The following is a 23,744-nucleotide window of genomic DNA, read 5'->3' as shown; positions in this document are numbered from 1 at the left end:
TCGGCGGACTGTCAGCTGCCGTCGTGGTCGCCACCCACGACCGACAAACTGTGGCGGGACACGGAATCCTGGCCACGGTCGCGCGTGACTACGCTGGAGAAGTGACATCGGATCTCGAGATAGCACTGAGTGATGAAGACCGTCGCCTTGTCGCGCACTGGGCCGCCGAGTGCGCGGAGCGGGTGTTGCCGCTGTTCGAGGCGAAAGCCCCGTCCGACCCCCGTGCACGCGAGGCGATCGAGGGCGCCCGGGCGTTCGCGCTCGACGGCAGGCGGACAGCCCGCCTGCGCTCTGTCGGCTGGGCGGCTTTCGCGGCGGCGCGCGAGGTCGGCGACCCAGCGGCCACCGCCGCCGCCCGCGCCGCGAACCTCGCGGCGGCAGCGGCGTACACCCACGCGCTGGCGACGGCTCACCAGTCCAGACATGTTCTCGGGCCTGCGGTTTACCAGGCCCAGGCCCGAGAACTGGCGGCGGGCAACGATCCCGCTGTCGGAGATGAGGAGATCCGCTGGGCGATCGAGCAGGCGTCGCCGACAGTTCGCGAGGTTGTGCGGCGGTTTCCGGCTCGCGAGCCGGGACGCACTCGGCTGGCCACACTCTTCTACGAGCTTGACGCCGGCCTGCGTCGCCGGTCCTAGGGGAAGCGCCGGAAGGCCGTGCGGTAGTCCCTGGGGCGTCGGCCGGTGTGTTTGGCGAAGAGGGCGGCGAAGGAACCGGGGTCCCGGTATCCGACCGCGGCGGAGATGGCGGCAACGGTTCGGTCGGTCGTTTCGAGGAGGTGGCGGGCGCGGCGGACGCGTGCGGAATGGAGGTAGTCGAGGGGGCTCTGGCCCGCTTCCTCCGCGAAGCGCCGCAGCAGGGTCCGGGTGCTGACGTTGAAGGTGTCGGCCACCGCGGTGAGGTCGTATCGGTTGGCGAGGTTCTGGTCGAGCAGGCGCATGACCCGGTGGGCGAACTCGCTGCCGGGCTTCGGCAGGAGGCGCGTGTCGACGTAAGGGGTCTGGGATGACCGCGCGTCGTCGACCAGGGCGACACGCGCGGTTGTCCGGGCCACTTCGGCGCCGCTGTGTTCGCGGATCATGCCAAGCGCGAAGTCGTACATGGCACTGAACGCGGCGGTGGTCGTGACTCCCTTGTCGGTCACGACGAGCCGGTCCGCCCGGACGTCGGTGTCGGGGCAGCGTCGGGCTAGTTCGTCGGCGAAGAGCCAGGATGTGGTGGCCTGGCGCCGGTCGAGCAGCCCGGCCTCGGCGAGCAGGAACGCGCCGACACAAATCGAGACGACGGGATTGCCCGTTGCGGCGTGGCCGCGGATCGCCGCGACCTCAGGCGCGAGACCGGTGAGCCTCGCGTCGATGTCGAGGTCCCGCCTGAGCTCGAACCCAGGCACGACAAGGACATCGACGTCCCGCAGCGGCGAGACCGCCAACGCCGCACCACCCGACGCGGCGACGCGACGGCGTGGCGAGAGGAGCGACACCTCGTATCCGGCGCGGTCCGGCCCCGCGACGTGCATGGCCATGGTGAGGAGATCGGGCACGCCGAAGACCTCGGAGGCGAAGCAGCCTGGGTAAGCCAGGACGCCGACTCGCAGCATGTGGCGAGATTACCCCGATACCTGGCGATCTGGCCTATCCCGGCCGACGGACGCGATGGTCCACGCTGTCGCCATGACCGACGATGCGATCAACGACTTCTCCCGCAGGCCCGTGGAGGTGGACGGCGTGGCGAAGACGGTCTACGTCGCGGGTTCCGGGCCCGCCGTGGTGCTCATGCCGGAGATGCCCGGCATCAGCCCGGACGTCCTGCGGCTCGCCCGGTGGGTGCGGGACGCGGGGTTCACCGTGTACGTCCCCTCGCTCTTCGGGACCGACGGCGCCTACCCGACGGCGGAGGCAGGCGAGAAAGTGGCCCGCCGCGCGTGTGTCAGCGCCGAGTTCCGTGCGTTCGCCGGGGGCGGCACGAGCCCGGTGACGCTGTGGCTGCGCGGGCTCGCCCGGCTCGCCCACGCCGAGTGCGGCGGCCCGGGAGTCGGCGCGATCGGCCTGTGCTTCACGGGCAACTTCGCCCTCACCATGGCCCTTGAGCCCGTCGTCATCGCGCCCGTGGTCAACCACCCGTCACTGCCGTTGGACGACCCCGCCGGACTGGAACTCGGAGAGGAGGACGCGCACGCGATCCGCGACCGCGTCACGCGCGACGGCCTGAAAGTCCTCGCCTACCGCTTCGCAGGCGACCGCTGGTGCACCGCCGCGCGCTTCGCGGCCTACCAGTCACTCCTGGGCGACGCCTTCGACGGCCGCGTCCTACCGAACGACGCCGCGAACCCCACCCCTCCCCCGTTCTTCCGCGACGTCGTCGAAACTCCGCACAGCGTCGTCACCGCGCACCTCGTGGACGAGGAGGGACACCCCACACTGCGGGCCAGGGACGAGATCCTCACCTTTCTGGTTGACCGCCTGAACCCGTTCGGTCACGGCGAACAGTGAGATGGCCGGGGCGGGGCCCGCGCCCGCCACGGCCAGAGTCATCCCCCCGACCACGACGCCGTTGATGCTCCAGAAGACGGCGACCGAACCGCCGGTGATGGAAATGCCACCCCAGCAGAAGTCCATCGCCTGGCCGTTCGACGGGGTCATCGACCAGGCACCGGCACCACCGCCCGCCACGGCGACCGGACTGGTCCACATCGACCCGGAGTAGGTGTAGCTGCCAGCGGAGCCGAAGTAGATGTTCGCGCTGATCCCACCGCGAATGAAACCCCAGAGCGAGGCGCCGCCCGCATAGACGCTGGTGCCCGTTCCCACTCCGGCACCGAGCTTGGCCAGGGCGTCGTCGGCGGACTGCTCACTGTCGATCGACAGCCCCAGTTCCTTGACCACGTCGTCCACGTTCCGGCCGAGGTAGGACTCCATCGTCTTCACGCTCTCCGCGGAAGGCGCGTCGTTGCTCGCCAGAGTCTGCTGGCCCGTACATACCAACGCGCCGGGTCACTGCTCTGGCGGGCACGGCCGCACAGGACGACGATGGGCAGAAGGAGGGGCAAAGGAGGCAGCCATGACGATGCAAATCACCTGCGCGTGCGGCTACATCTTCCGCGCGGAGGACGAGGCCACGCTGTGGGAGAAGGCGCAGGAGCACATCGCGTCCGCGCACCCGGACATGGTGGGCAAGACGAACAAAGAAGACATCCTCGCCCAGGCGGAGCTGACCTGACCGCGGGCGCTCAGCCACCCGCGCGCAGCAGCCGTTGGTGCACCACGGATACCTCGGTGCCCGGGGCCGCGCCCAGTTCGTCGGCGAGCAGGCACCGCAACCGGTCGTACACCCGCAGTGCCTCGGCCTGGTTGCCGGTGCGTTCGAGTGCGGACATCAGCAACTGGTAGCCGCTCTCGCGAAACGGCGCGCGCTCGATCAGGCCGCGCGCGACGCGTTCCGCCTCGGGCAGTTCACCGATCGCCAGCATCGCCTGTGTGTGGCACTCCAGCGCCCAGACTTCGACCTCACCCAGGCGCGGCCGCCACTCGTCGATCCACGGCGCGTCGTGGCCGAGCAGGAACGTGCGCCGCGCGATCGCATATGCGCTGTGGGCGGGCTGCCACGCCTGCTCAGCGCGGCCCGCCGACAGGTGGGCCTGCGCGGTGTGCAGCCTCTCGATCGCGAAATGCAGGTCGACCAGGACGGAGTCCTCGGCGACGAAACGCAGGGACGAGCGACCGGCGATGCGCTCCTTGCCGATCACTCGGCGAACCTTGGACAGCAGCGACGCCAGCGCGGACTCCGGGTCGGGCGGTTCGTCGTCACCCCAGAGTGCGAAGACCAGCTCGTCGCGGGTCACCCACCGCTCGGCGTTGGCGGCCAGGTAGGCCAGCGCGCACACGCCCTTGCGACCGGGCAGGTGCGACTCGACGCGAACACCGTCGCGCAGGATCGCGGGCCTGCCGCAGAGCTGCACCCTCGTCGACCACTGCAAGGTTTCTCCAACCTTCGTGCCGCCTTGCGCCAAGGGTAGCCCGGCACTCTCCGGTGGAGCAGGGCAAAAGGCCCCGCACCGAATCATCAGGAGAAGTCATGGCTTACCTCATCAACTGCGACGACGGCGTTCAGGTTCGCGGCGAGACCGTCGAGGAGCTGCTGGACAACGCCGAGGAGCACATCCGCACCGCGCACCCCGACCTGGTCGGCCAGGTCAGCCGCGAAGCGCTGTTCGCGCAGGCGACGGAGGTGTGAGGTGAGCACCCCGACACTGCCGAAGAGCGATTTCGACTCCGACCGCGCGGACGCGTTCGTCGGCACCGCGCTCACCAACACCACCGGCTTCGCGGTCACAGTGCTCGCGGGCATCGGCGACCGGCTGGGGCTCTGGCGCGAACTCGCCGAGGGCGGGCCCGCGACCAGCGCCCAGCTGGCCGAGCGCACGGGCGTCGACGAGCGCTACGCCCGCGAGTGGCTGGCGGGCATGGCCACCGCCGAGTACCTCGGCTACGACCCGGCGACCGAGGCGTTCACCCTGCCCGATGAGCACGCGCCGGTGCTCGCGCAGGAGGGTGGGCCGGTGTTCTTCGGCGGCACGTTCCAGATGCTGCACGGCATGGTCAGCGTGTACGACGAGCTGCTCGAGGTGTTCCGGACCGGCGGCGGCATCCGGCAGGAGGCCTACCACCCGGACATGTGGGACGGCATGGAGCGGTTCACCGCCTCCTGGTTCGAGAACCTGCTCATCCAGGAGTGGATGCCTGCGCTCCCCGAGGTGGACCGCGCGCTGCGGGCAGGCGCGGTCGTGGCGGACGTCGGCTGTGGTCGCGCGCGGAGCCTGATCAAGCTGGCGGAGGCCTACCCGGCGTCCCGGTTCGTCGGCATCGAGTCCTACGCGGGCACCATCGAGGCCGCCCGGGCCACGGTGGCTCGGGCCGGTCTCACCGACCGGGTGCGGATCGTGCACGCGGACGCGTCGCTGGATCTGCCCGGCAGCTACGACGTGATCTTCACCTTCGATGTCGTGCACGACGCGGTGGATCCGGCCGGGCTGCTCCGCCGGATCCGGGGCGCACTGCGCCCCGGCGGGAGGTACGTGTGCCTCGACATCAACGCCTCACACCGGGTGCAGGACAACGTAGGACCGCTGGGTGCCCTCTTCCACGGCTGCAGCCTGATGTACTGCATGACGACCTCGCTCGCGCACGGCGGCACCGGCCTCGGCACAACGGGGTTCAACGAAGAGGTGGCCCACTCCCTGTGCACCGACGCGGGTTTCACGCGGTTTCGGCGGGTACCGCTGGAAAACCCGTTCAACAACCTCTACGAGATCGCGCCCTAGTGCGACAAGGCCTGCCCCGAGGGGCGAAAGCCCCTGGGGCAGGCCTTGCCACCGCACCAAGCGTCAGACAGCTGCCAGGGTGGCCACCCCCGGACCCGCGAGCTCGTCGAGCCCTACCCGCCGGCCGGAAATGGCCAGGAGCAAGGAAAGTGCGGGTCCGCTGACGTCCGGTCCGTCCCCGATGGACAGGTCAGCGTCCGTCGCGGTGAGCCGTATGCCGGTCACCAACTCCTTGGCGCCGCCGAACGACGCCGGGGTGCGGGCCTGGTAGCGAAGCGACCTGACCACGGCCTCCGGAGCGTACGAGCGGGTGATGCCCAAGGGGCGGCGGATGTCCTCACCGTGCAGGACCTCCTCGACGAGCCTGCTGTCGAGCGGTGCGGGCGGGGTCGACGTTCGCGACGCCACCCGACGCAGGCGTTCCAGTGTCTCCCCCGGTGTGGCGCCGCGCTCGCGGGTCACGCCGTGGGTGTTCTGGCGGTGGAAATCGAAGCGGGCGCGGATGAGGCCTGTCACGAAGCCAATGCGAGTCGCTTTGGCCGTGTCAATCAGGTGGGCGACGACGTCGTGGACGGTCCAGCCCGCACACAGTGACGGCGTGTCCCATTGTTCGTCATCGAGGTGGGTGAGGTCTTCGATCAGCGCCGCTCGCTCCGCGTGCGCCATCGACCAGACTTCGTTCTTCACGGCTGCTCCTTCGCTCGACCCTAGGGCGTGTCCGCCGGATCAGGTCGTGATTTGTCTGGTTTGGCGCGGATCCAGTCGAGGGTCTCGACGATGTCGTTGGTCGCTTGCCAGTGCAGACCCAGCTTGTCGTAGCGTGTGGCCAACGCCCGGAACTGCTTGCGGCGGTTGTAACCCCGCTCGACCTGGTTGCGTCGCTTGTAGTGCTCGGCATCGAAACTCGGAGGGCGACCACCGGCCGATCCCTTACGCAGCCGATTGGCGACCTGATCCCGACGCTGCGGGATCACCGCCTTGATCTTCCGCAGGCGCAACGCTGCCCGATTGGCCTTGCTGCCATAGGCTTTGTCCCCGGTCAGCGAGTCCGGTCGCTGCCGAGGCCGACCAACACCACCAGGCCGGCGCACCGCGATCTGCTCCAGCAGCGGCACCAGCTGGGTCACGTCAGCGGCTTGACCTGGTGTGACCCGGGTCGCCAGTGATCTTCCCCGACCATCGGTGATAGTGTGGATCTTGGACGTGAGACCACCCCGAGACCGGCCCAGTCCTTGCGCTGCCCGCGATTCCTCGGCACTCAGCCCCCTTTACGGGCACCTGCGGCGTGCTGATGAGCCCGCACGATCGTGGAGTCGACCTGGGCGTCCCAATCGATCTCCTCGTCGACTTCGGCACGCCCGATGACCTGCTGCTTGAGCTGCGCCCATGTGCCATCCGCAGCCCACCGCCGATACCGTTCATAACAGGTCTTCCACGGCCCATACCGTTCCGGCACGTCCCGCCAGGGCGCACCAGTGCGCATCCGCCACAAAATCCCGTTGATCACCCGACGTCGATCTCCCCAACGCCCGCCCCGGCTTTGGCTCACCGCCGGCAGCAACGGCTCCAAGATCGCCCATTCCGCATCTGTCAGATCACCACGCGCCACACCAGTATTTGATCAGATGTTCCGGCGGACACGCCCTAGTGTCTGCCAAGTGAGACTCCCGGCGCGGCGGAAACTCGTCGATCGACGCGCGGGAACTTAGGCGCGGTGGGCGCGGGCGCTGGCGTAGAGACACACCGCGGCGGCGGTGGCGAGGTTCAAGCTCTCGGCGGCGCCGTAGAGGGGGACCTTCACCACCGAGTCCATTTGGGACAGCACGTGGTCGTCCAAGCCGTGGGCCTCGCTGCCGAAGACCCAGGCGGTCGGGCCCGTCAGCTCACCGGTGGCTTCGAAGAGGTCGTGGGTGGCGTGGCCGTCCGCCGCGATCAGTCGCAGACCCGCTGAGCGGCAGGCGTCGAACACGGCGGCGGTGTCTCGGGAGCGGATCAGCGGCAGGTGGAAGACACTGCCGGTCGACGCTCGCACGCACTTGCCGTTGTGCGGGTCGACGGTGTCGCCGGCGAACACGACCGCGGAAGCACCCGCCGCGTCCGCGACACGTGTCACGGTCCCGGCGTTGCCTGGGTCGGAGACGCCGACCATGACGGCGACCAGCGGACCCGCCAGCGAACCCAACGGCTGGTCGAGGACGTCGCAGACGGCGATGATGCCTTGCGGCGTAATGGTTTCCGACAAGCCGGAGGCGGCTTTGTCGTTGACGTACGAGACCGGCACGCTCACCGAGTCGAGCAGTTCGGCGTTGCGCGCGGCCGCCTCGGGCGTCACGAAAAGCTCGTGGACCCGCCCGAAAGCCAACGCCTCACGCACCGCTTGGGCGCCTTCGACCAGGAACCGGCCAGCCTTGTCCCGACCCGCGCGGCGGGTCAGGGCGCGAGCGGCAGCGACCCGGGGGGTCCGTTCAGTGAACGGCTCCACCCCGGGTCGCTGCGAGCGCATGCTCAGGAAGCTGCCTCGGCCTCGGCGGCCTTGCCCTGAGTGCCTGCGTTGACGCGGGCGATCTCGACCAGCGCGGTGAACGCGGTCGGGTCGCTCACGGCCAGCTCGGCCAGGATCTTGCGGTCGACCTCGACACCGCCGACCCGAAGGCCCTCGATGAAGCGGTTGTAGCTCATGCCGTTCTGGCGCGCGGCGGCGTTGATCCGCTGGATCCAGAGCTTGCGGAAGTCACCCTTGCGGGCCCGACGGTCCCGGTAGGCGTAGTTGAGCGAGTGGAGCACCTGCTCCTTGGCCTTGCGGTACAGCCGCGAGCGCTGGCCGCGGTAACCGCTGGCGAGCTCAAGAGTCGTGCGGCGCTTCTTTTGGGCGTTGACCGCCCGCTTGACGCGTGCCACGGTTCCGTCCTGTCGATCTAGTGGGCGGAGTTACCCGCCCGGTGGGCATTCGGGGTGTCTTAGCGAGCGAGCATCCGCTTGAGGCGCTTCTCGTCGACCTTCGCGACCTCGGCGGTGCCGGAGAGCCTGCGGGTCACCGAGGTGGGCTTCTTCTCCAGCTTGTGGCGAAGGCCTGCCTGCTGACGGCGGAGCTTGCCCTTGCCGGTGACGCGGACTCGCTTGGAGGCCCCGGAATGGGTCTTCATCTTCGGCATGTTGGTTCCTCGTCTCGTGCCGTCCCGAGCCTTGGTGGCACTCGGGGCGACAGCCAATCGGGGGTGTTCGTCGACCGGCGGGACCGGTCAGGGCTCCTCGGTCGAGCTCTCGCTCAGTTCGTCGGAGTCCGCGCCCTCGGTCGTCTTGGGCTTGGGCTTGAGGTTCTTGTGCGGCGCCAACACCATGATCATGTTTCGGCCGTCCTGCTTGGCGGACGACTCGACGAAGCCCAGCTCCTCCACGTCCTCGGCGAGCCGCTGCAGCAGTCGGAAGCCCAACTCGGGGCGGGACTGCTCACGGCCGCGGAACATGATGGTGACCTTGACCTTGTTCCCGTGCTCGAGGAAGCGAACGACGTTGCGCTTCTTGGTCTCGTAGTCGTGGGAATCGATCTTCGGCCGGAGCTTCTGCTCCTTGATGACGGTGAGCACCTGGTTGCGCCGGGACTCCCGAGCCTTCTGCGCGCTCTCGTACTTGAACTTTCCGAAGTCCATGAGCTTGCATACCGGCGGGCGCGCCTGAGGTGCGACCTCCACGAGATCAAGATCCGCTTCCTGCGCGAGCCGGAGGGCGTCCTCTATGCGGACGATTCCGACCTGCTCGCCGTTGGGTCCGACAAGTCGGACTTCCGGCACGCGGATGCGGTCGTTGATGCGTGTCTCCGTGCTGATGGGGCCTCCTCGGTCCAGTGATATGACAGCGCGCGAGTGAGGGCCCCTGAACTACATCGAGCCCCGATGCCTGATGGCATGCGGGGCCCGCTTCCGACCGATCCTCGACACTGGCGTCGGTTAGGACACCGTCGAGTACACCAACAACACACCGAATGAACGGCGGGTTTTCAGTGACCGGACCCGGCCGCCTCGCGGTGACTCGGGTGGGAGCGGGGGCTCCACTTTGCCGCCCCCGCGCTAACGGGGGCTGGTCGCACGTGGAATGGTACCAGACGTGAACGACGGCCTTGACACCCCTGACAACGCTGACGCCCGGTCCACTGATCTGGACAACGATCGGGACCTGGCGAGTATTCCCAGCGTGGAGGTGATCAGCCGGGCAGCGGTGATGCTCATGTCGGCCTCGGCGGAGCGTCTCGGGCTGGCCGACGCCGACCCGGAGAGCAGCCCGCACCGGGACCTGGACGAGGCGCGACGGCTCATCACGGCGCTCGCCGGGCTGGTGACCGCGTCGGTGGAGTACCTCGGGCCACACGCCGGACCGATCCGGGATGGTCTGCAGTCGCTGCAGCGCGCGTTCCGGGAGTCGTCGGCGTTTCCCGACGAGCCTGGCCAGGGCCCCGGGGAGAAGTTCACCGGCCCCGTCTACTGACGCGAGTCGCCCCTTCCGGCAACCGAGTCGCCCCTCCCGGCAGATGAGTTCACCATTCGTGATCGCGAGTGTCGAACTCGCTCGCCTGGAGGGGCGACTCGGTTGCCGGAAGGGGCGACTCGCGCTGGGTCAGCGGCTCCAGACGTACCAGACCTCGGGTCTGCCGACGGTGCCGTAGCGGGGTTTGCGGGCGACCTGGCCGTTGTCGGCGAGGTATTCGAGGTAGCGCCGGGCGGTGACCCGGGAGACGCCGACCTCGTCGGCCGCCGCGGTCGCGGGCAGCCCCTCCGGGGCGGCCCGCACGGCGCTGATGACAAGGTCCAGGGTGGGGGCGCTCATTCCCTTGGGCAGCACCAGGTTGTCCGACCCGCGCAGCGCGCCGAACGCTTCGTCCACATCGGACTGACCGGCCGCCTCGCCGTGGCGGACGTGGGCGCGAAAGCGGGCGTATCCCTCAAGTTTCTCGCGCAGGCCGGCGAAGGTGAAGGGCTTGAGCAGGTACTGGACGACGCCCGCCGACACCGCCGCGCGCACGACGTTGAGGTCTCGGGCGGAGGTCACGGTGATCACGTCGGCGGCGTGCCCGTTGGCGCGCAGGGCGCGGACGACTTCGAGGCCGTGGGCGTCGGGCAGGTAGAGGTCGAGCAGGACCAGGTCGACCGGGGTGGCGTCGAGGAACCGCAGGGCGTCGCGTCCGGAGTGGACGACGCCGGCGACGGTGAAACCGGGCACCCGCCCGACGTAGAGGCGGTGCGCCTCGGCGGCGACGGTGTTGTCCTCGACCACGAGCACGGTGATCATGGCCGCCCCATCCGCCGGACACCCGCGAATCGCCACGGGCCGAACGCGGCCTGGCACTCGACCAAGGTCATCACGGCCGTTCTCCTCTCGGCAGGCGCACAGTGAACACCGCGCCCACCTCACGCCCCACCTCGACCGTGCCCCCGGCCCGTCGCACCGCTTGACCGACCAAGGCCAGACCCAGCCCCCGTGAGTCGCCCGGCTTGGTCGACCACCCGCGCTGGAACACCTGCTCGTGGGCGTCCTCCGGGAGCCCGGCCCCGCTGTCGGCGACCCGCAGGACCAGTTCGTCCGCGTCGCTGTGGGCGCTGATCCGCACCCAGCGGCCGGCGCTGTCGGCGGCGGCGTCGACGGCGTTGTCCACCAGGTTGCCGAGGATGGTGACCAGGTCCCTTGCCGGGACGCCGCCCTGGTCGGCGATCTCGGTGTCCTCCGCGACGATCAGCTCCACCCCGCGCTCGCTCGCGTCCGCCGCCTTGCCCAGCAGCAGGGCGGCGAGGACGGGCTCGGCGACCGCGCCGACGACCTGGTCGGTCAGCCGCTGGGCGATGGCCAACTCCCCCGTGGCGAACTCGACGGCCTCCGTCTGCCGACCGAGTTCGACCAGGGACACGACCGTGTGCAGCCGGTTCGCGGCTTCGTGCGCCTGCGCCCGGAGGGCTTCGGCGAAGCCGCGGACGGTGTCGAGTTCCCCGGTCAGGGCCTGCAGGTCGGTGCGGTCGCGCAGGGTCACCACCGTGCCCAGAGCACGGCCGTCCTGGTGCACGGTGGAGGAGTTGACGACCAGCATGCGGGTGTCGGTCAGGTGCAGTTCGTCGTGCATCTCGGTGTCCGAGAGCAGCCGCTCGACCAGGGCGTCCGGCAGGCCGAGCTCGTCAACGCGCTTGCCGTCGGCGTCGGCGGGCAGGTCCAGCAGGGCGCGGACACCGTCGTTGCACAACGTGACCCGGTGGTCGTCGTCGACCAGCACCAGCCCTTCGCGGACGGCGTGCAGGATCGACTCGTGGTAGCCGATCATCCGGCGCAGCTCGGCTGGGGCCAGTCCCCCGGTCTGGCGCCGCAGCCGCCTGCTGACCAGGTAGGTGGCGAGCGCGCCGAGGGCGAGGATCACCGCGGCGATCACGACCAGCCACAGCACCCGGTCGGCGACTTGCGCGCTGATCGCCGAGACGCTGATCCCGGCGCTGACCAGCGCGATCACCCGCCCATCGACAGTGGTCACCGGGACGACCGCGCGCACCGACGGTCCGAGGGTGCCGGTGTAGGTCTCGGTGAACGCCCGGCCCGCGAGCGCCTCGGCGGTGTTGCCGAGGAACCGGCCGCCGATCATCGCCGGGTTCGGGTGGGTGAACCGGACGCCGTCGGTGCTCATGATCGTGATGAAGTCGACCCCGGTGTCAGCCCGCACGCGCTCGGCGTAGGGCTGCAGCACCGCGGTCGGGTCCGGGCCCGTCACGGCCGTCGCGACGGTCGGCCCGCCGGCGATCGCCTTGGCCAGCGCGGTCACCTCCGCGGCACTGGACTCCTCGGCCCGATCGGCCATATCCGCCCAGGCCAGGGCCGCGCTCGCGGCCACCAGCAGACCCACGATCACCACCTGGACGACCAGGAGCTGCCGGGCCAAGCTCCACTGCTTCATCTCAACAGTGTGAACGCTATGAACTCAATCGTGACCGGGGCCACAACAAAGGAGACGGTGTTCGGCAACCAGCCACAGAGAGGCCCCCACCGTGTCCACACGCACCGAACCCCGCCGCAGGGACCGAACCCACTACCTCTACCTGGCCGTCATCGCGGCCGTCCTGCTCGGCATCGCCGTCGGATTCGCGGCGCCAGATGTCGCGAAGTCGCTCAAGCCGTTGGGGACGGCGTTCGTCAACCTGATCAAGATGATGATCAGCCCGATCATCTTCTGCACGATCGTGCTGGGCGTCGGCTCGGTGGCGCGGGCGAGCAAGATCGGCAAGGTCGGCGGCCTGGCGCTGGGCTACTTCATGGTCATGTCGACGGTCGCGCTGGGCATCGGGCTGGTCGTGGGCAACATCCTGCACCCCGGTGACGGCCTGCAGCTGACCGAGGCGGTCGCCGCCAAGGGCGAGGCGCAGGTCAAGTCGGCCCAGGGGACGACCGAGTTCCTGCTCGGGATCATCCCGAAGACACTGGTGTCGGCGTTCACCGAGGGCTCGGTGCTGCAGACCCTGTTCGTCGCGCTGCTCGTCGGCTTCGGACTGCTGGCTCTCGGCTCCCGCGGCGAGCCGGTGCTGCGCGGCATCGGGCACATCCAGACGCTGGTGTTCCGGGTGCTCGGCATGATCATGTGGGCGGCGCCGATCGGCGCGTTCGGCGCGATCGCGGCGGTGGTCGGCGAGACCGGGCTGGCGGCGCTGAAGAGCCTCGCGGTGATCATGCTGGGCTTCTACGCCACCTGCCTGCTGTTCGTCGTGGTGGTGCTGGGCGTGCTGCTGTGGCTGGTCGCGCGGGTCAACCTGTTCTCGCTGCTGCGCTACCTCGGGCGTGAATTCCTGCTGATCCTGTCGACGTCGTCGTCGGAGGTGGCGCTGCCGCGGCTCATCGCGAAGATGGAGCACCTGGGCGTGAGCAAGCCGGTCGTCGGCATCACGGTGCCCACCGGCTACTCGTTCAACCTCGACGGCACCGCGATCTACCTGACGATGGCCACCCTGTTCGTCGCCAACGCCATGGGCAACCCGCTCTCGGCGGGCGAGCAGATCTCGCTGCTGCTGTTCATGATCATCGCGTCCAAGGGCGCGGCGGGCGTGACCGGCGCGGGGCTGGCGACCCTGGCGGGCGGCCTGCAGTCGCACCGGCCGGAACTGGTCGACGGCGTCGGCCTGATCGTCGGCATCGACCGGTTCATGTCCGAGGCGCGGGCGCTGACGAACTTCGCGGGCAACGCCGTCGCGACCGTCCTGGTGGGCACGTGGACCAAGGAATTCGACCGCGGACAGGCCGCGCGGGTGTTCGCCGGGCAGGCACCGTTCGACGAAGCGTCACTGGTCGATGACCAGGAGGAATCGGTTCCCGAGCCGCGGCACGAACTGCTCGAACAAACCGCCGCGCGGCCGTAGCCTGACCCGGTAGTTGTTCGTTGAACGACTGAACCGCCCGCCGTCCGATGCCCCCGGAGCGGGCGGTTTGGTATGTAAAGCGGATCTTAAATACATAGTTAAGATCGCGTGATGCACGAGGCGCTGCCGGTCGACCGCACAAGTTACATCGGTCGCCACGAGGAGCTCGCCGTCGCGAGGAAGCTGCTCGCGGCAGGCCCGATCGTCACGCTGGTCGGGCCCGGCGGGGTGGGAAAGACCAGGTTGGCGGCCCGGGTCGCGACCGAGGCGCGCTTCAACGACGGTGTCGCGTTCGTCGAGCTGGCCGACTTGGGCGACCCGCAGCTGCTGGCGGGCACGGTCGCGGACAGGCTGGGGCTGCGCGACCAGACCGCCCGGCCCGCGGTGGACGCGGTCGTCGAGCACCTGCGGGACCGGCGGACGCTGCTGGTGCTGGACAACTGCGAACACCTGGTCAGCGCGTGCGGGGAGTTCGTCGCCGCGCTGGTCTCCGCGTGCCCGCGGCTGGCGGTGCTGGCCACGAGCAGGCAGTCGCTCGGCATCTCCGGTGAACGGCTGCTCTCGGTGCTGCCGCTGGCGGCGCCGAAGGCCGACGAGGTGGTCAATGCGGCGGACGCGGAGCGGTTCGACTCGGTGCGGCTCTTCGCCGACCGGGCGGCCGCGGTCGTGCCCGGGTTCACCGTCACCGACGGGAACTGCCAGGACACCGCCCGGGTGTGCCGGGCGCTCGAAGGGCTGCCGCTGGCGATAGAGCTGGCGGCGGTGCGGCTGCGGTCGCTGTCGCTGACCCAGATCGCCGAGCGGCTGAGCAGGCCGATGTCGCTGCTGACCGTCGGCAGGCGCACCGGCCCGCCGCGGCAGCAGACGCTGCGGGCGATGATCGACTGGAGCCACCAGCTGTGCTCGGAGCCGGAGCGACTCGTGTGGGCGCGCGCGTCGGTGTTCTCGGGGACCTTCGGTCTTGAGGCCGCCGAGCAGGTGTGTGGCGGCGCCGGTGTCGAGCCCGGGCTGGTGCTCGACCTGGTCGACGCCCTGTTGGACAAGTCGATCCTGGTCCGGGAGGAACAGGACGGCCTGGCCCGCTACCGGATGCTGGAGACCTTGCGTGAGTACGGGCACGACCGTTTGTCGGCGTCCGGCGACACGGCCCGGGTCCGCCGCCTGCACCGCGACTGGTACGCCGAGCTGACCGCGCGGCTGGAGAGCGGGTGGGTCGGCAAGGACCAGATCGCGTGGGTCGCGCGGCTGCGCAATGAGCACGCGAACCTTCGGGCCGCGCTGGACTTCTGCGTGACGGAGCCGGGCGAGGCGACCGTCGGGCTGGTGATGGCGACCCGGATCGGGCCGTACTGGGGCATCCGCAGCCTCTACAGCGAGGCCAGGATGTGGATCGACCGCACGCTCGCGCTGACGCCTGCCGACGCCCCCGAGCGGGTCGGCGCGCTGCGCCTGCACGGGATGTTCGCGCTGCTGCAAGGTGATCGGGAGGCCGCCGAGCAGCTGTTGGCCGAGGCGGAGGAGCTGTGCGCGGACCGCACTGAGGGCGCGTACATCGCTGTCGTACGCGGGATGGCGGCCCTGTTCGCCTTGGACGGTGTTCGGGCTCGGGACCTGCTGGACGGCGCGCGGGCGGTGTTCCGCGAGTCGGGGGTGCTCAACGGGGAACTGTTCGCCGCCTACCTGGGTGCGTTGGCCACGGCGCTGTGCGGTGATCCGGACAAGGGGCGGATCCGGCTGCGGGAGACCATCGCGACGTGTGAGCGGATGGGCGAGGTCTCGTACCACTCGCTGGCGCTGTGGGCGTTGAGTTCCATCGAGATCCTGTTCGGCGATCCGGGCTCCGCCCACCGGGCGGCGCTGCCGGCGTTGCGGCTCACCGGGCTCATCGACAACCGGATCGTCGAGGCGTTCCTGATGACCAACCTTGTCCTGATCGCCGCCGACAAGGGCGAACACCGACGCTGCGCCTTGCTACTGGGCGCCGCCGACTCACTGTGGACGGCGCTGGGGACCGACCCCGAGGAGGTGAGCTGGCTCAGCGGCCACCGGCACGAGGCCATCGCCGCCACCCGTGGGGCTCTCGGGGAACCGGCGTTCGCCGACGCCCGCGCGGCGGGTCGGGCGATGCCCCGGTGTGAGGCGGTCCGGGTCGCGTTGAACGACACCGTGCCCGCGATCGCCACGGTCGCCGGTGGTTTCGGGCCGCTGACCCGGCGGGAAGCCGAGATCGCGGGCCTCATCGCACAGGGGCTGACCAACAAGAACATCGCGGCGAGGCTGTTCATCGCGCCTCGCACGGCGGAGACGCATGTGGCGCACATCCTGGCGAAACTTGGGTTCAACACACGGGCGCAGATCGCGGCATGGGTGATCCGGCAGCCGGATTCACCGCCTCGGTAGCTCGCAGTGAGGTGGCTGGGTGTCAGTCCTGCCAGGGAACGAAGTCCGGCAGGTCCTTGCTGACCAACCCGGTGAACTCCGGCGCCCGCTTCTGCAGGAACGACATGATCCCCTCAACCGCGTCAGCGGTCCCGAACGCGTGCGCGATCAGTTTCGAGTCCAGCTGGAACGACGCCTCCGGCGAAGGTTCGCCGAGCATGTGGACCAACGTCCGCCGAATCACCGCCTCCGACACCGCGGCAGTGTTCGCGATCAGGTCCCCAGCAAGCGCATAAGCCTTGTCCAGCAACACCTCCGGCGCAACCACCTGAGTCACCAACCCACCGGCGAGCGCTTCCTCAGGGGGAATCAACCGCCCGGTGAGCATCCAGTCCTGCGCGCGCCCCAACCCGACGAGCCGCGGAAGGAACCACGTGGAACCGCCCTCCGGAAACAAGCCCCGGCGCGGGAACACAAACCCGAAGCGGGCGTTCGACGCCGCGATGCGGAAGTCCGCGGGCAGCACCAAGGTCGAACCCACACCCACAGCAGACCCCTGGATCGCGGCGATGACCGGCTTGGTCAGCCGCGACAGCGGTCGGGTGGCGCGGGTCGCCGGTTCGACCCACCCAGGCACCGTGAAGTCCGAGACATCCCCGCCCGACATGTCCATGCCGACGCAGAAGTCCTTGCCGTTGGCCGCGATCACCACGACCCGGACCTCGTCGTCGGCATCCGCGAGGGCGAAGGCCGCCGCGAGTTCGTCGGCCATTTGGTTGGTGTAGCCGTTTCGGGCTTCGGGGCGGTTCAGCGTGACGGTGGCGATCCGGTCGGCGACGGCGTAGGTGATGGCCTCGAATGTCATGGCACTCCTCGGGCTCACAGCGAGCGGGCGATCAGGTCTTTCATGACTTCATTGGCCCCGGCGAGAATCCGCATCACGCGGGCGCCGGTGTAGATCTGGGAGATCGGGTACTCGGCCATGTACCCGTAACCGCCGAACAGTTGCAGGCAGCGGTCGGCGACCTCGCCCTGGCGGTCGGTGAGCCAGTACTTGACCATCGCCGCGGTCGGCACATCCAGCTCGCCGCGCAGGTGTTTGGCGATGCAGTCGTCAAGGAAGGTGCGGCCGATCCGGGTGATGGTGGCGCACTCGGCGAGTTCGAACCTGGTGTTCTGCATGGCGAACAGCGGTTTGCCGAAGGCCTCACGCTGCTTGGTGTACTCGGCGGTCAGGTCGACCGCGACCTCCATCGACGCGACCGCCAGCGCGCCGGTCAACAGGCGTTCCTGGGGCAGTTGTCGCATCAGCTGGACGAACCCGGCGCCCTCGGCCGGGCCGAGCAGGTTCGACTGGGGCACGCGGAGTCCGTCGAAGAACAGTTCGGCGGTGTCCTGGCCCTGGTTGCCGATCTTGTGCAGGATCCGGCCGCGCTGAAAGCCGGGAGTGTCGTCGGCGACCTCGGCGACGATCAGGCTGATGCCCGCCGCGCCGACGGCGTCGCCGGTCTTGCAGGCGATGATCACCAAGTCGCACAGGGCGCCGTTGGTGATGAACGTCTTGGCGCCGCTGATGAGGTAGTCGTCGCCGTCCTTGGTAGCGCGGGTGGCGATCGCCTGCAGGTCCGAGCCGGTGCCGGGCTCGGTCATCGCGATGGACCCGACCCACTCGCCGCTCGCGAGCTTGGGCAGCCACCGCAGCTTCTGCTCCTCGGAGGCGTAGGCGAGCAGATAGTGCGCGACGATACCGGCGTGCACGACGAAGCCCATCGCGTGGTCGCCCGCGCGGACCTGCTCCTCGATCAGCACGATCTCACTGGCGAACGTGCCGCCACCCCCGCCGTACTCCTCGGGGACCGACATGCAGTTGAGCCCCAGCTCCCCCGCCCGCGCGTACAGCTCGCGGTCGGGGTGGCCCTGCTCGATGAACCGCTCCTCGTGCGGGGCGACCTCCTTGGTGAAGTAGGTGCGAGCGAGGTCGCGCACGGCGGCCAGCTCGTCGTCCATCCACGGTGACCGCACGGTTCGCAGCATGGACCGACTGTACGATGCAACATCTGATGTTGCAATGTTGCAGTAGGCTGAACCCGTGAGCAGCGACCTGTCGACCAGCCGGATCCTTGATGCCGCGCGTGATCTCTTCACCGACGTCGGCATCCGCCGCACCACGCTGGAGGACATCGCGCGCCAGGCCGGGGTGGACCGCGTGACCGTCTATCGGCGGCTCGGGTCGAAGAGCGACGTCGTGGTGGCGGTGTCCAACCGGGAAGCCCGCCGCGCGTTCGACGAGGTGTTCCTGGTTGCCGACAAGGCGGACACGGCGGCGGGCCGGATCGCGGTCGTGTTCGCCCGGATCGTGCACCTCCTGTGGACCCATCCCCTGTTCACCCGGCTGCTGAAGCTGGAGCCGGACACCGCGCTGCCGAAGATGACCACCGAGGCGGGCGGCGCCATGTCGCTGGCGATCACCGGGCTGGTCGAACTGCTCGACAAGGCGGTCGACGACGGCCTGCTCGCTCCCGCCGACGACTTCCGCGCCCGCGCCGAGATCGTGGTGCGGCTGGCGCACTCCTTCATCGTCACCCCGCGGGCCGATATCGCCCTGGGCACCGAGGCCGACCTGATGGAGTTCGCCCACGCCCACATCGTCCCGATCATCACCGGGACCCGGTGATGGCGCGTCCTGCCGACTGGGCGGCACGCCGGTAGCGTCGCACTTGTGATCGGATTGCCCGACGACGTGACGGCCTGCCTCTTCGACCTCGACGGCGTGCTGACCAGCACGGCGGCGCTGCACGAGACCGCCTGGAAGCAGACCTTCGACGGTTTCCTGGCCGCCCAGGCCGGGTCGGACGAGCCGCCGTTCAGCGAACGCGACTACACCGCCTATGTGGACGGCAGGCCGCGCGCCGACGGTGTGCGCACCTTCCTCGCCTCGCGCGGCATCACGCTGCCCGAAGGCCTGCCCGACGACGATCCGGACGATCCGACCGTCAACGGTGTCGGCAACCGCAAGAACGGCCTGGTGCTGAAGATCATCGAAGAGCAGGGGGTCCAACCGTTCCCCGGCTCGGTGGCGTACCTGGAGGCCGCGCACAGGGCCGGGCTCGCCATCGGCGTGGTCACCTCGTCGGCGAACGGGGCCCGGGTGCTCGACGCGGCCGGGCTGACCCGGTTCGTCCAGGCGCGGATCGACGGCCTGACGATCGGCGAGCGCAAGCTGCGCGGCAAACCGGCGCCGGACTCGTTCCTGGCCGGGGCGGCCGACCTCGGCGCGACCCCCGCGACGACGGCCGTGTTCGAGGACGCGCTCGCCGGGGTCAAGGCGGGCCACGACGGCGGATTCCGCTTCGTCGTCGGCGTGAACCGCGCCGACCAAGCCGAGGAGCTGCGCGCCAACGGCGCCGACATCGTCGTGCTCGACCTCGCCGAGCTACTGGACGAGCCATGAGCGAGCTTGCGAGCGAATCAACGTCACAGTGCCTTCGCGAGTGGAGCCACCCAACCTGTGAGGTGGTCGCATGAGCGAGCTTGCGAGCGAATCAACGTCACAGTGCCTTCGCGAGTGGAGCCACCCAACCTGTGAGGTGGTCGCATGAGCGAGCTTGCGAGCGAATCCATGTCACAGTGCCTTCGCGAGTGGAGCCACCGAACCTGTGAGGTGGTCGCATGAGCGGCTACGAGGTCTCGCCGTGGGAGCTGCGGTGGCGCGGCCTCGCGATCGACCAGCTGCACCGGACCGAGTCCACGTTCGCGCTGGCCAACGGGCACATCGGGATGCGCGGCGCGTTGGAGGAAGGCGAGCCGGTCGGGTTGCCGGGCACCTACCTCAACGGGTTCTACGAGTCGCACGCGCTGCCGTACGCGGAGATCGGGTACGGCTACCCCGAGGACGGCCAGACGATCGTCAACGTCACCGACGGCAAGATCATCCGCCTGTTGGTCGAGGACGAGCCGCTGGACGTGCGCTACGGCCGCACCCTCGCCCACCAGCGGTGGATCGACTTCCGCTCCGGCATCCTCAGCCGGGACACGGTGTGGGAGTCGCCGACCGGCCTCCGGGTCCGCATCCGGTCGCAGCGCATGGTGTCGTTCACCCAGCGCGCGGTCGCCGCGATCCACTACGAGATCGAGCCCGCCGACGACCTGCAGCTCGTCGTGCAGTCCGACCTGCTGGCCAACGAGCCTATCGAGCCGCGCGGCAAGGACCCTCGGGTCGCCGCCGCCCTGCGCTCGCCGCTGGTCGCCGACTTCGCCGCCGCCAATGGCTACGGCGCGGTGCTGGTGCACCACACGCGCGAGTCCGGTCTGCGGATAGCCGCGGGGATGGACCACGAGATCGACACCGCCGACGGCATGCGCACCGACATCCGCGCCGAGGGCGACCTGGCCCGGCTGACCGCGGCGGTCGACGTGCCGGCGGGCGGGAAGCTCCGGCTGGTCAAGTACCTCGGCTACGGCTGGTCGGCGCAGCGGTCGGTGCCCGCGCTGCGCTCGCAGGTCGAGGCGGCGCTGGCGGGCGCGCTGCAGACCGGCTGGGCGGGGCTGCTCGCCGAGCAGCGCGCGTTCCTCGACGACTTCTGGACCGCCGCCGACATCGAGATCGAGGGCGACGAGCGGCTGCAGCAGGCCGTCCGGTTCGCCCTGTTCCACATCCTGCAGGCGGGGGCGCGCGGGGAAAGCCGGGCCATCGCGGGCAAAGGGCTCACCGGCCCCGGCTACGACGGGCATGCCTTCTGGGACACCGAGACGTTCGTGCTGCCGGTCCTCACGTACACGATGCCCGACGCGGCCCGCGACGCCCTGCGGTGGCGGCACGGAACCCTCCCGCAGGCGCGTGAGCGGGCGAACGTCCTGGGCAAGCGCGGCGCGGCGTTCCCCTGGCGGTCCATCACCGGCGCGGAGTGCTCGGCGTACTGGCCCGCCGGGACGGCCGCGTTCCACGTCAGCGCCGCCGTCGCCGACGCCACCGCCCGCTACACCGCCGCGTGCGGCGACGACGCCTTCGACCGCGAGTACGGCACGGAGCTGCTGGTGGAGACCGCGCGGCTGTGGGCATCGCTCGGGCACCACGACCAGCACGGCGGTTTCCGCATCGACGGTGTCACCGGGCCGGACGAGTACACCGCGGTCGTCGACAACAACGTCTACACAAACCTGATGGCGCAACGGAACCTGACCGAGGCGGGCGCCGCGTGCGGGCGCAACCCGGAGGTCGCCGACCGACTGGGGGTCTCCCCCGACGAGATCGAGGCGTGGCGGCGCGCGGCCAAGGAGATGGTCATCCCGTTCGACAACCTGCTCGGCGTGCACCCGCAGTCGGAGGGCTTCACCCGGCACGACGAGTGGGATTTCGAGGCCACACCGAAGGACAAGTACCCGCTGCTGCTGCACTATCCGTACTTCGACCTCTACCGCAAGCAGGTCGTCAAGCAGGCCGACCTGGTCCTCGCGATGCACCTGCGCGGCGACGCGTTCACGCCCGAGCAGAAGGCCGCCAACTTCGCCTATTACGAGGCACGGACCGTGCGGGACTCGTCGCTGTCGGCGGGCACCCAGGCCGTGCTGGCGGCCGAGGTCGGGCATTTGGGCCTCGCCTACGACTACATCGTCGAGGCGGCGATGACCGACCTCGCGGACCTGCACGACAACGTCCGCAACGGCCTGCACATGGCTTCCCTGGCGGGCGCGTGGGCCGGTGTCGTCGCGGGGTTGGGCGGTTTCCGCGACCACGGCGGGGTTCCCACGTTCGCGCCGCGGCTGCCGTCGGAGCTCGACCGGGTGTCGTTCCGCATGTGTGTGCACGGCAGCCGCATCCAGGTCGAGATCAACCGGGACGCCGCCCACTACCGCCACATCTCCGGCGGTCCGTTGTCGACGTCGCACCATGGCAAGCCGATCGTCATCGAACCGGGACCCGGGCTGAGCCTGCCCATCCCCGAGTGTCCCCGGCTGCCCCGACCGAAGCAGCCCGCGGGCCGCGAACCCGGAAGCAGGCGCTCATGAACACCGACGACGGACGCACGATCGGCGTGGAGGAGGAGTTCTTCCTCGTAGACCCCACCGGTCGCCTGGTCACCCGCGCCGAGCAGGCACTCGCCCAAGCTGACGACGAGGTCGACGTCAAACCCGAACTGATGCGCTGCCAGGTCGAGTCGGCCACCGGAATCTGCCGCACCGGCAAGGAACTACGCGACGAACTGACGGCCCTGCGCACCACTCTCCACGACGGCGCGACGGCCACCGGCGCCCGCCTGATCGCGTCGGGCACGGTCCCCCACCGCCAGCACGACGGCCCGATGGTCGGCCCCGGCCCGCGGTACCAGCGCATGGCGGAGGCGGTGGGGCCCATCGTGTTCGGCGGGATGACCTGCGGCTGCCACGTCCACGTTGGCGTCTCCGACCGAGCGGACGCGGTGCGGGTGTGCAACCACCTCAGACCGTGGGCACCGGTGCTGCTGGCGTTATCGGCGAACTCCCCGTTCCACGACGGAACGGACAGCGGCTACGCCAGCACCCGGCACCTGCAGTGGTCACGCTGGCCGTGCGCGGGCCCGACGCCGTACCTGGAATCGCCGGAGCACTACGAGGAACTGGTCACCGCCCTGCTGTCCTCAGGCGCCGCACTCGACCGCAAGATGGTGTACTGGGACGTCCGCCCCTCGGAACACCAGCCCACCGTCGAAGTCCGCGTCGCGGATGTGCAGACCACAGTGGACGAAGCGGTGCTGCTGGGAATCCTGGTCCGCGCCTTGGTCGCCCGAGCCCTGGACAACCTGAGCACCCCCGCCCCCAGGATCCCCACCGCCGTCATCCGCGCCGGCATGTGGCGGGCGGCGAAGGACGGCTTGGAAGGCAAGGTCCCCGACCCCGACACGGGTGAAATGCGTCCCACCAAAGACATTCTGAACACCCTGATCCGCGACATAGGACCGGATGCCGCAGCAGTCAAGTCCACAATGGAGTATTTACGGGAAACCGGTGGAGGCGCATACCGACAGCGCACCGCATTCGCGCGACACCAACGTTTGGGCGAGGTTCTGAACGCGGTCACGTGGTCCCCCAAGTAGGCCTCTCGAATCGACCCGTTCGCACAGCTCGACCCCGAGGGAACCTCACCAGCGAGGCCGCCACCGAGCATCCCGTGACCACAGATGCGAGCGCCGAACACGCACCCGATACTTCACCACCGCACAAACCAGGCCGATAAGCGCGACCAGCATCACCACCACGTTCCCCGCGAGCGTCGCCACCAGCAACACCAGCGCCGTGCCGATCCCTAACGCCACAACCGGCGCCCGCCGATCGTCACGAGGCGGCACGGGATCCCAGTCACGCAGCCCGTCAGCGAAGTCGGGGTCCGCCGCCCGGGTCAGCGATTCGATCTCGTCGAGTCGCCTGCGGTCGCCCATGCTGAGCATTTCTTCCTCCTCAGCCCGCCCCGTGCCGTGGTCGCACGCCGACGCCCTCGACGAGTTCCCTGTCCACGGAGGTGATGACAACTGTTGCCCCGACGGCGAGGGCGGCGGCGGGCAGCGCCTCGGCTGCCGGTACCTCCGCGAGGTCGGGAAGGCCCGGGCCGCGCGGGACCTCGAGCGGTTCGGGCGGCAGTTCCTCGTCGACCAGGACGTCGCGGTCGGCGGCGATCAGGGCGAGACTGCTGTTCACTGTGCGACCTC

General features: G+C 69.7%; 27 protein-coding genes. 13 read left to right on the top strand and 14 right to left on the bottom strand.

Translation table 11 applies throughout. From position 1 onward, the window contains the following. Positions 1–101: 101 nt before the first annotated feature. Complete coding sequence (locus ACUZ2Y_RS01730) at positions 102–638, top strand: putative immunity protein (protein WP_476326224.1); 537 nt, start codon at positions 102–104, stop codon at positions 636–638. On the opposite strand, the gene ACUZ2Y_RS01725 is transcribed toward ACUZ2Y_RS01730, so the two are convergent. Further along, complete coding sequence (locus ACUZ2Y_RS01725; RefSeq protein ID WP_476326222.1) at positions 635–1,597, bottom strand: GlxA family transcriptional regulator; 963 nt, start codon at positions 1,595–1,597, stop codon at positions 635–637. The genes ACUZ2Y_RS01730 and ACUZ2Y_RS01725 overlap by 4 nt on opposite strands. Positions 1,598–1,670: 73 nt before the next feature. Between ACUZ2Y_RS01725 and ACUZ2Y_RS01720 the strand changes: the two genes are divergently transcribed. From ACUZ2Y_RS01720 to ACUZ2Y_RS01710, 3 genes are all read left to right on the top strand, one after another. After that, on the top strand, positions 1,671–2,489 hold the full coding sequence (locus ACUZ2Y_RS01720) for a dienelactone hydrolase family protein (RefSeq protein WP_476326220.1): 819 nt from the start codon (positions 1,671–1,673) through the stop codon (positions 2,487–2,489). Positions 2,490–2,553: 64 nt separating this feature from the next. Continuing rightward, positions 2,554–2,703, top strand: a complete 150-nt coding sequence (locus ACUZ2Y_RS01715) for a hypothetical protein (RefSeq protein ID WP_476326218.1) — start codon at positions 2,554–2,556, stop codon at positions 2,701–2,703. A 354-nt stretch (positions 2,704–3,057) separates the two neighbouring features. Continuing rightward, a complete protein-coding gene (locus ACUZ2Y_RS01710; protein ID WP_476326216.1) occupies positions 3,058–3,216 on the top strand; it encodes a hypothetical protein in 159 nt (52 codons plus the stop codon). 10 nt (positions 3,217–3,226) lie between these two features. Here ACUZ2Y_RS01710 and ACUZ2Y_RS01705 read toward each other — a convergent pair whose 3' ends face one another. Continuing rightward, positions 3,227–3,973 carry an AfsR/SARP family transcriptional regulator gene (locus ACUZ2Y_RS01705; protein WP_476326214.1) on the bottom strand — a complete coding sequence of 249 codons (747 nt, stop codon included), beginning with the start codon at positions 3,971–3,973 and terminating at the stop codon, positions 3,227–3,229. 98 nt (positions 3,974–4,071) lie between these two features. Here ACUZ2Y_RS01705 and ACUZ2Y_RS01700 point away from each other — a divergent pair, with 98 nt between their 5' ends. Next, on the top strand, positions 4,072–4,230 hold the full coding sequence (locus ACUZ2Y_RS01700; RefSeq protein ID WP_476326212.1) for a hypothetical protein: 159 nt from the start codon (positions 4,072–4,074) through the stop codon (positions 4,228–4,230). 1 nt (position 4,231) lies between these two features. Beyond that, positions 4,232–5,317 (top strand): class I SAM-dependent methyltransferase, encoded by a 1,086-nt coding sequence (locus tag ACUZ2Y_RS01695; RefSeq protein WP_476326210.1) that lies wholly within the window; start codon positions 4,232–4,234, stop codon positions 5,315–5,317. 63 nt (positions 5,318–5,380) lie between these two features. On the opposite strand, the gene ACUZ2Y_RS01690 is transcribed toward ACUZ2Y_RS01695, so the two are convergent. From ACUZ2Y_RS01690 to infC, 6 genes are all read right to left on the bottom strand, one after another. Beyond that, positions 5,381–6,004 (bottom strand): maleylpyruvate isomerase family mycothiol-dependent enzyme, encoded by a 624-nt coding sequence (locus ACUZ2Y_RS01690; RefSeq protein ID WP_476326209.1) that lies wholly within the window; start codon positions 6,002–6,004, stop codon positions 5,381–5,383. Between the two features lie 20 nt (positions 6,005–6,024). Further along, a protein-coding gene (locus ACUZ2Y_RS01685; RefSeq protein WP_476326208.1) for an IS5 family transposase occupies positions 6,025–6,926 on the bottom strand; the annotation gives its coding sequence in 2 pieces (ribosomal slippage) (positions 6,025–6,578 and positions 6,578–6,926; 903 coding nt in all). 96 nt (positions 6,927–7,022) lie between these two features. After that, complete coding sequence (locus ACUZ2Y_RS01680) at positions 7,023–7,820, bottom strand: TrmH family RNA methyltransferase (protein WP_476326206.1); 798 nt, start codon at positions 7,818–7,820, stop codon at positions 7,023–7,025. A 2-nt stretch (positions 7,821–7,822) separates the two neighbouring features. Further along, the gene (rplT, locus tag ACUZ2Y_RS01675) at positions 7,823–8,215 is read right to left on the bottom strand and encodes a 50S ribosomal protein L20 (RefSeq protein WP_187223198.1); all 393 of its coding nucleotides are present in this window, start codon (positions 8,213–8,215) and stop codon (positions 7,823–7,825) included. Between the two features lie 59 nt (positions 8,216–8,274). Beyond that, positions 8,275–8,469, bottom strand: coding sequence for a 50S ribosomal protein L35 (gene rpmI, locus ACUZ2Y_RS01670; RefSeq protein WP_476326203.1), 195 nt, complete (start codon positions 8,467–8,469; stop codon positions 8,275–8,277). Between the two features lie 87 nt (positions 8,470–8,556). Next, positions 8,557–9,159, bottom strand: coding sequence for a translation initiation factor IF-3 (infC, locus tag ACUZ2Y_RS01665; protein WP_476331498.1), 603 nt, complete (start codon positions 9,157–9,159; stop codon positions 8,557–8,559). Positions 9,160–9,406: 247 nt separating this feature from the next. On the opposite strand from infC, the gene ACUZ2Y_RS01660 reads away from it, so the two are divergent. Continuing rightward, positions 9,407–9,796, top strand: a complete 390-nt coding sequence (locus ACUZ2Y_RS01660; RefSeq protein WP_476326201.1) for a DUF1844 domain-containing protein — start codon at positions 9,407–9,409, stop codon at positions 9,794–9,796. Between the two features lie 129 nt (positions 9,797–9,925). Here ACUZ2Y_RS01660 and ACUZ2Y_RS01655 read toward each other — a convergent pair whose 3' ends face one another. Continuing rightward, positions 9,926–10,597: a response regulator gene (locus ACUZ2Y_RS01655; RefSeq protein ID WP_476326199.1), complete on the bottom strand. Its 672-nt coding sequence runs from the start codon at positions 10,595–10,597 to the stop codon at positions 9,926–9,928. Between the two features lie 70 nt (positions 10,598–10,667). Continuing rightward, the gene (locus ACUZ2Y_RS01650; RefSeq protein ID WP_476326197.1) at positions 10,668–12,236 is read right to left on the bottom strand and encodes a sensor histidine kinase; all 1,569 of its coding nucleotides are present in this window, start codon (positions 12,234–12,236) and stop codon (positions 10,668–10,670) included. A gap of 91 nt (positions 12,237–12,327) precedes the next feature. Here ACUZ2Y_RS01650 and ACUZ2Y_RS01645 point away from each other — a divergent pair, with 91 nt between their 5' ends. Together ACUZ2Y_RS01645 and ACUZ2Y_RS01640 are read left to right on the top strand one after the other, a co-directional pair. Continuing rightward, positions 12,328–13,686 (top strand): cation:dicarboxylate symporter family transporter, encoded by a 1,359-nt coding sequence (locus ACUZ2Y_RS01645; RefSeq protein WP_476326195.1) that lies wholly within the window; start codon positions 12,328–12,330, stop codon positions 13,684–13,686. A gap of 111 nt (positions 13,687–13,797) precedes the next feature. After that, positions 13,798–16,086, top strand: a complete 2,289-nt coding sequence (locus ACUZ2Y_RS01640; protein ID WP_476326193.1) for an ATP-binding protein — start codon at positions 13,798–13,800, stop codon at positions 16,084–16,086. A 22-nt stretch (positions 16,087–16,108) separates the two neighbouring features. On the opposite strand, the gene ACUZ2Y_RS01635 is transcribed toward ACUZ2Y_RS01640, so the two are convergent. Continuing rightward, positions 16,109–16,930, bottom strand: coding sequence for an enoyl-CoA hydratase-related protein (locus ACUZ2Y_RS01635; RefSeq protein WP_476326191.1), 822 nt, complete (start codon positions 16,928–16,930; stop codon positions 16,109–16,111). A 14-nt stretch (positions 16,931–16,944) separates the two neighbouring features. Beyond that, positions 16,945–18,099 carry an acyl-CoA dehydrogenase family protein gene (locus tag ACUZ2Y_RS01630; RefSeq protein WP_476326189.1) on the bottom strand — a complete coding sequence of 385 codons (1,155 nt, stop codon included), beginning with the start codon at positions 18,097–18,099 and terminating at the stop codon, positions 16,945–16,947. 55 nt (positions 18,100–18,154) lie between these two features. On the opposite strand from ACUZ2Y_RS01630, the gene ACUZ2Y_RS01625 reads away from it, so the two are divergent. The 4 genes from ACUZ2Y_RS01625 (at position 18,155) to ACUZ2Y_RS01610 (ending at position 23,135) form a co-directional block, all read left to right on the top strand. Then, on the top strand, positions 18,155–18,739 hold the full coding sequence (locus tag ACUZ2Y_RS01625) for a TetR/AcrR family transcriptional regulator (protein WP_476326187.1): 585 nt from the start codon (positions 18,155–18,157) through the stop codon (positions 18,737–18,739). Positions 18,740–18,784: 45 nt separating this feature from the next. Continuing rightward, on the top strand, positions 18,785–19,516 hold the full coding sequence (locus tag ACUZ2Y_RS01620) for a beta-phosphoglucomutase family hydrolase (protein ID WP_476326185.1): 732 nt from the start codon (positions 18,785–18,787) through the stop codon (positions 19,514–19,516). A gap of 218 nt (positions 19,517–19,734) precedes the next feature. Continuing rightward, positions 19,735–22,071, top strand: coding sequence for a glycoside hydrolase family 65 protein (locus ACUZ2Y_RS01615; RefSeq protein WP_476326183.1), 2,337 nt, complete (start codon positions 19,735–19,737; stop codon positions 22,069–22,071). After that, entirely contained in the window at positions 22,068–23,135 is a 1,068-nt protein-coding gene (locus tag ACUZ2Y_RS01610; protein ID WP_476326181.1) for a carboxylate-amine ligase, read from the top strand. The genes ACUZ2Y_RS01615 and ACUZ2Y_RS01610 overlap by 4 nt, the downstream gene beginning before the upstream one ends. A 45-nt stretch (positions 23,136–23,180) precedes the next feature. Here the strand turns inward: ACUZ2Y_RS01610 and ACUZ2Y_RS01605 are convergent, their stop codons facing one another. After that, positions 23,181–23,477, bottom strand: a complete 297-nt coding sequence (locus tag ACUZ2Y_RS01605) for a DUF3040 domain-containing protein (protein WP_476326179.1) — start codon at positions 23,475–23,477, stop codon at positions 23,181–23,183. Positions 23,478–23,496: 19 nt separating this feature from the next. Next, the gene (locus ACUZ2Y_RS01600) at positions 23,497–23,733 is read right to left on the bottom strand and encodes a hypothetical protein (protein WP_476326177.1); all 237 of its coding nucleotides are present in this window, start codon (positions 23,731–23,733) and stop codon (positions 23,497–23,499) included. Between the last annotated feature and the right edge of the window lie 11 nt (positions 23,734–23,744).

This window comes from Actinokineospora sp. UV203, assembly GCF_056323665.1.
The sequence above is the reverse complement of the archived record's forward strand: the minus strand, read 5'-3'. Positions and strand labels throughout refer to the sequence as shown.

What these genes read in the sequence shown, in the direction of transcription:
- ACUZ2Y_RS01725 (WP_476326222.1), bottom strand. Translation starts at nt 1,597, where the DNA reads ATGCTGCGAGTCGGCGTCCTGGCTTACCCAGGCTGCTTCGCCTCCGAG.
- ACUZ2Y_RS01720 (WP_476326220.1), top strand. Translation starts at nt 1,671, where the DNA reads ATGACCGACGATGCGATCAACGACTTCTCCCGCAGGCCCGTGGAGGTG.
- ACUZ2Y_RS01715 (WP_476326218.1), top strand. Translation starts at nt 2,554, where the DNA reads ATGCTCCAGAAGACGGCGACCGAACCGCCGGTGATGGAAATGCCACCC.
- ACUZ2Y_RS01710 (WP_476326216.1), top strand. Translation starts at nt 3,058, where the DNA reads ATGACGATGCAAATCACCTGCGCGTGCGGCTACATCTTCCGCGCGGAG.
- ACUZ2Y_RS01700 (WP_476326212.1), top strand. Translation starts at nt 4,072, where the DNA reads ATGGCTTACCTCATCAACTGCGACGACGGCGTTCAGGTTCGCGGCGAG.
- ACUZ2Y_RS01680 (WP_476326206.1), bottom strand. Translation starts at nt 7,820, where the DNA reads ATGCGCTCGCAGCGACCCGGGGTGGAGCCGTTCACTGAACGGACCCCC.
- rpmI (WP_476326203.1), bottom strand. Translation starts at nt 8,469, where the DNA reads ATGCCGAAGATGAAGACCCATTCCGGGGCCTCCAAGCGAGTCCGCGTC.
- ACUZ2Y_RS01660 (WP_476326201.1), top strand. Translation starts at nt 9,407, where the DNA reads ATGGTACCAGACGTGAACGACGGCCTTGACACCCCTGACAACGCTGAC.
- ACUZ2Y_RS01655 (WP_476326199.1), bottom strand. Translation starts at nt 10,597, where the DNA reads ATGATCACCGTGCTCGTGGTCGAGGACAACACCGTCGCCGCCGAGGCG.
- ACUZ2Y_RS01650 (WP_476326197.1), bottom strand. Translation starts at nt 12,236, where the DNA reads ATGAAGCAGTGGAGCTTGGCCCGGCAGCTCCTGGTCGTCCAGGTGGTG.
- ACUZ2Y_RS01640 (WP_476326193.1), top strand. Translation starts at nt 13,798, where the DNA reads ATGCACGAGGCGCTGCCGGTCGACCGCACAAGTTACATCGGTCGCCAC.
- ACUZ2Y_RS01635 (WP_476326191.1), bottom strand. Translation starts at nt 16,930, where the DNA reads ATGACATTCGAGGCCATCACCTACGCCGTCGCCGACCGGATCGCCACC.
- ACUZ2Y_RS01630 (WP_476326189.1), bottom strand. Translation starts at nt 18,099, where the DNA reads ATGCTGCGAACCGTGCGGTCACCGTGGATGGACGACGAGCTGGCCGCC.
- ACUZ2Y_RS01615 (WP_476326183.1), top strand. Translation starts at nt 19,735, where the DNA reads ATGAGCGGCTACGAGGTCTCGCCGTGGGAGCTGCGGTGGCGCGGCCTC.
- ACUZ2Y_RS01610 (WP_476326181.1), top strand. Translation starts at nt 22,068, where the DNA reads ATGAACACCGACGACGGACGCACGATCGGCGTGGAGGAGGAGTTCTTC.
- ACUZ2Y_RS01605 (WP_476326179.1), bottom strand. Translation starts at nt 23,477, where the DNA reads ATGGGCGACCGCAGGCGACTCGACGAGATCGAATCGCTGACCCGGGCG.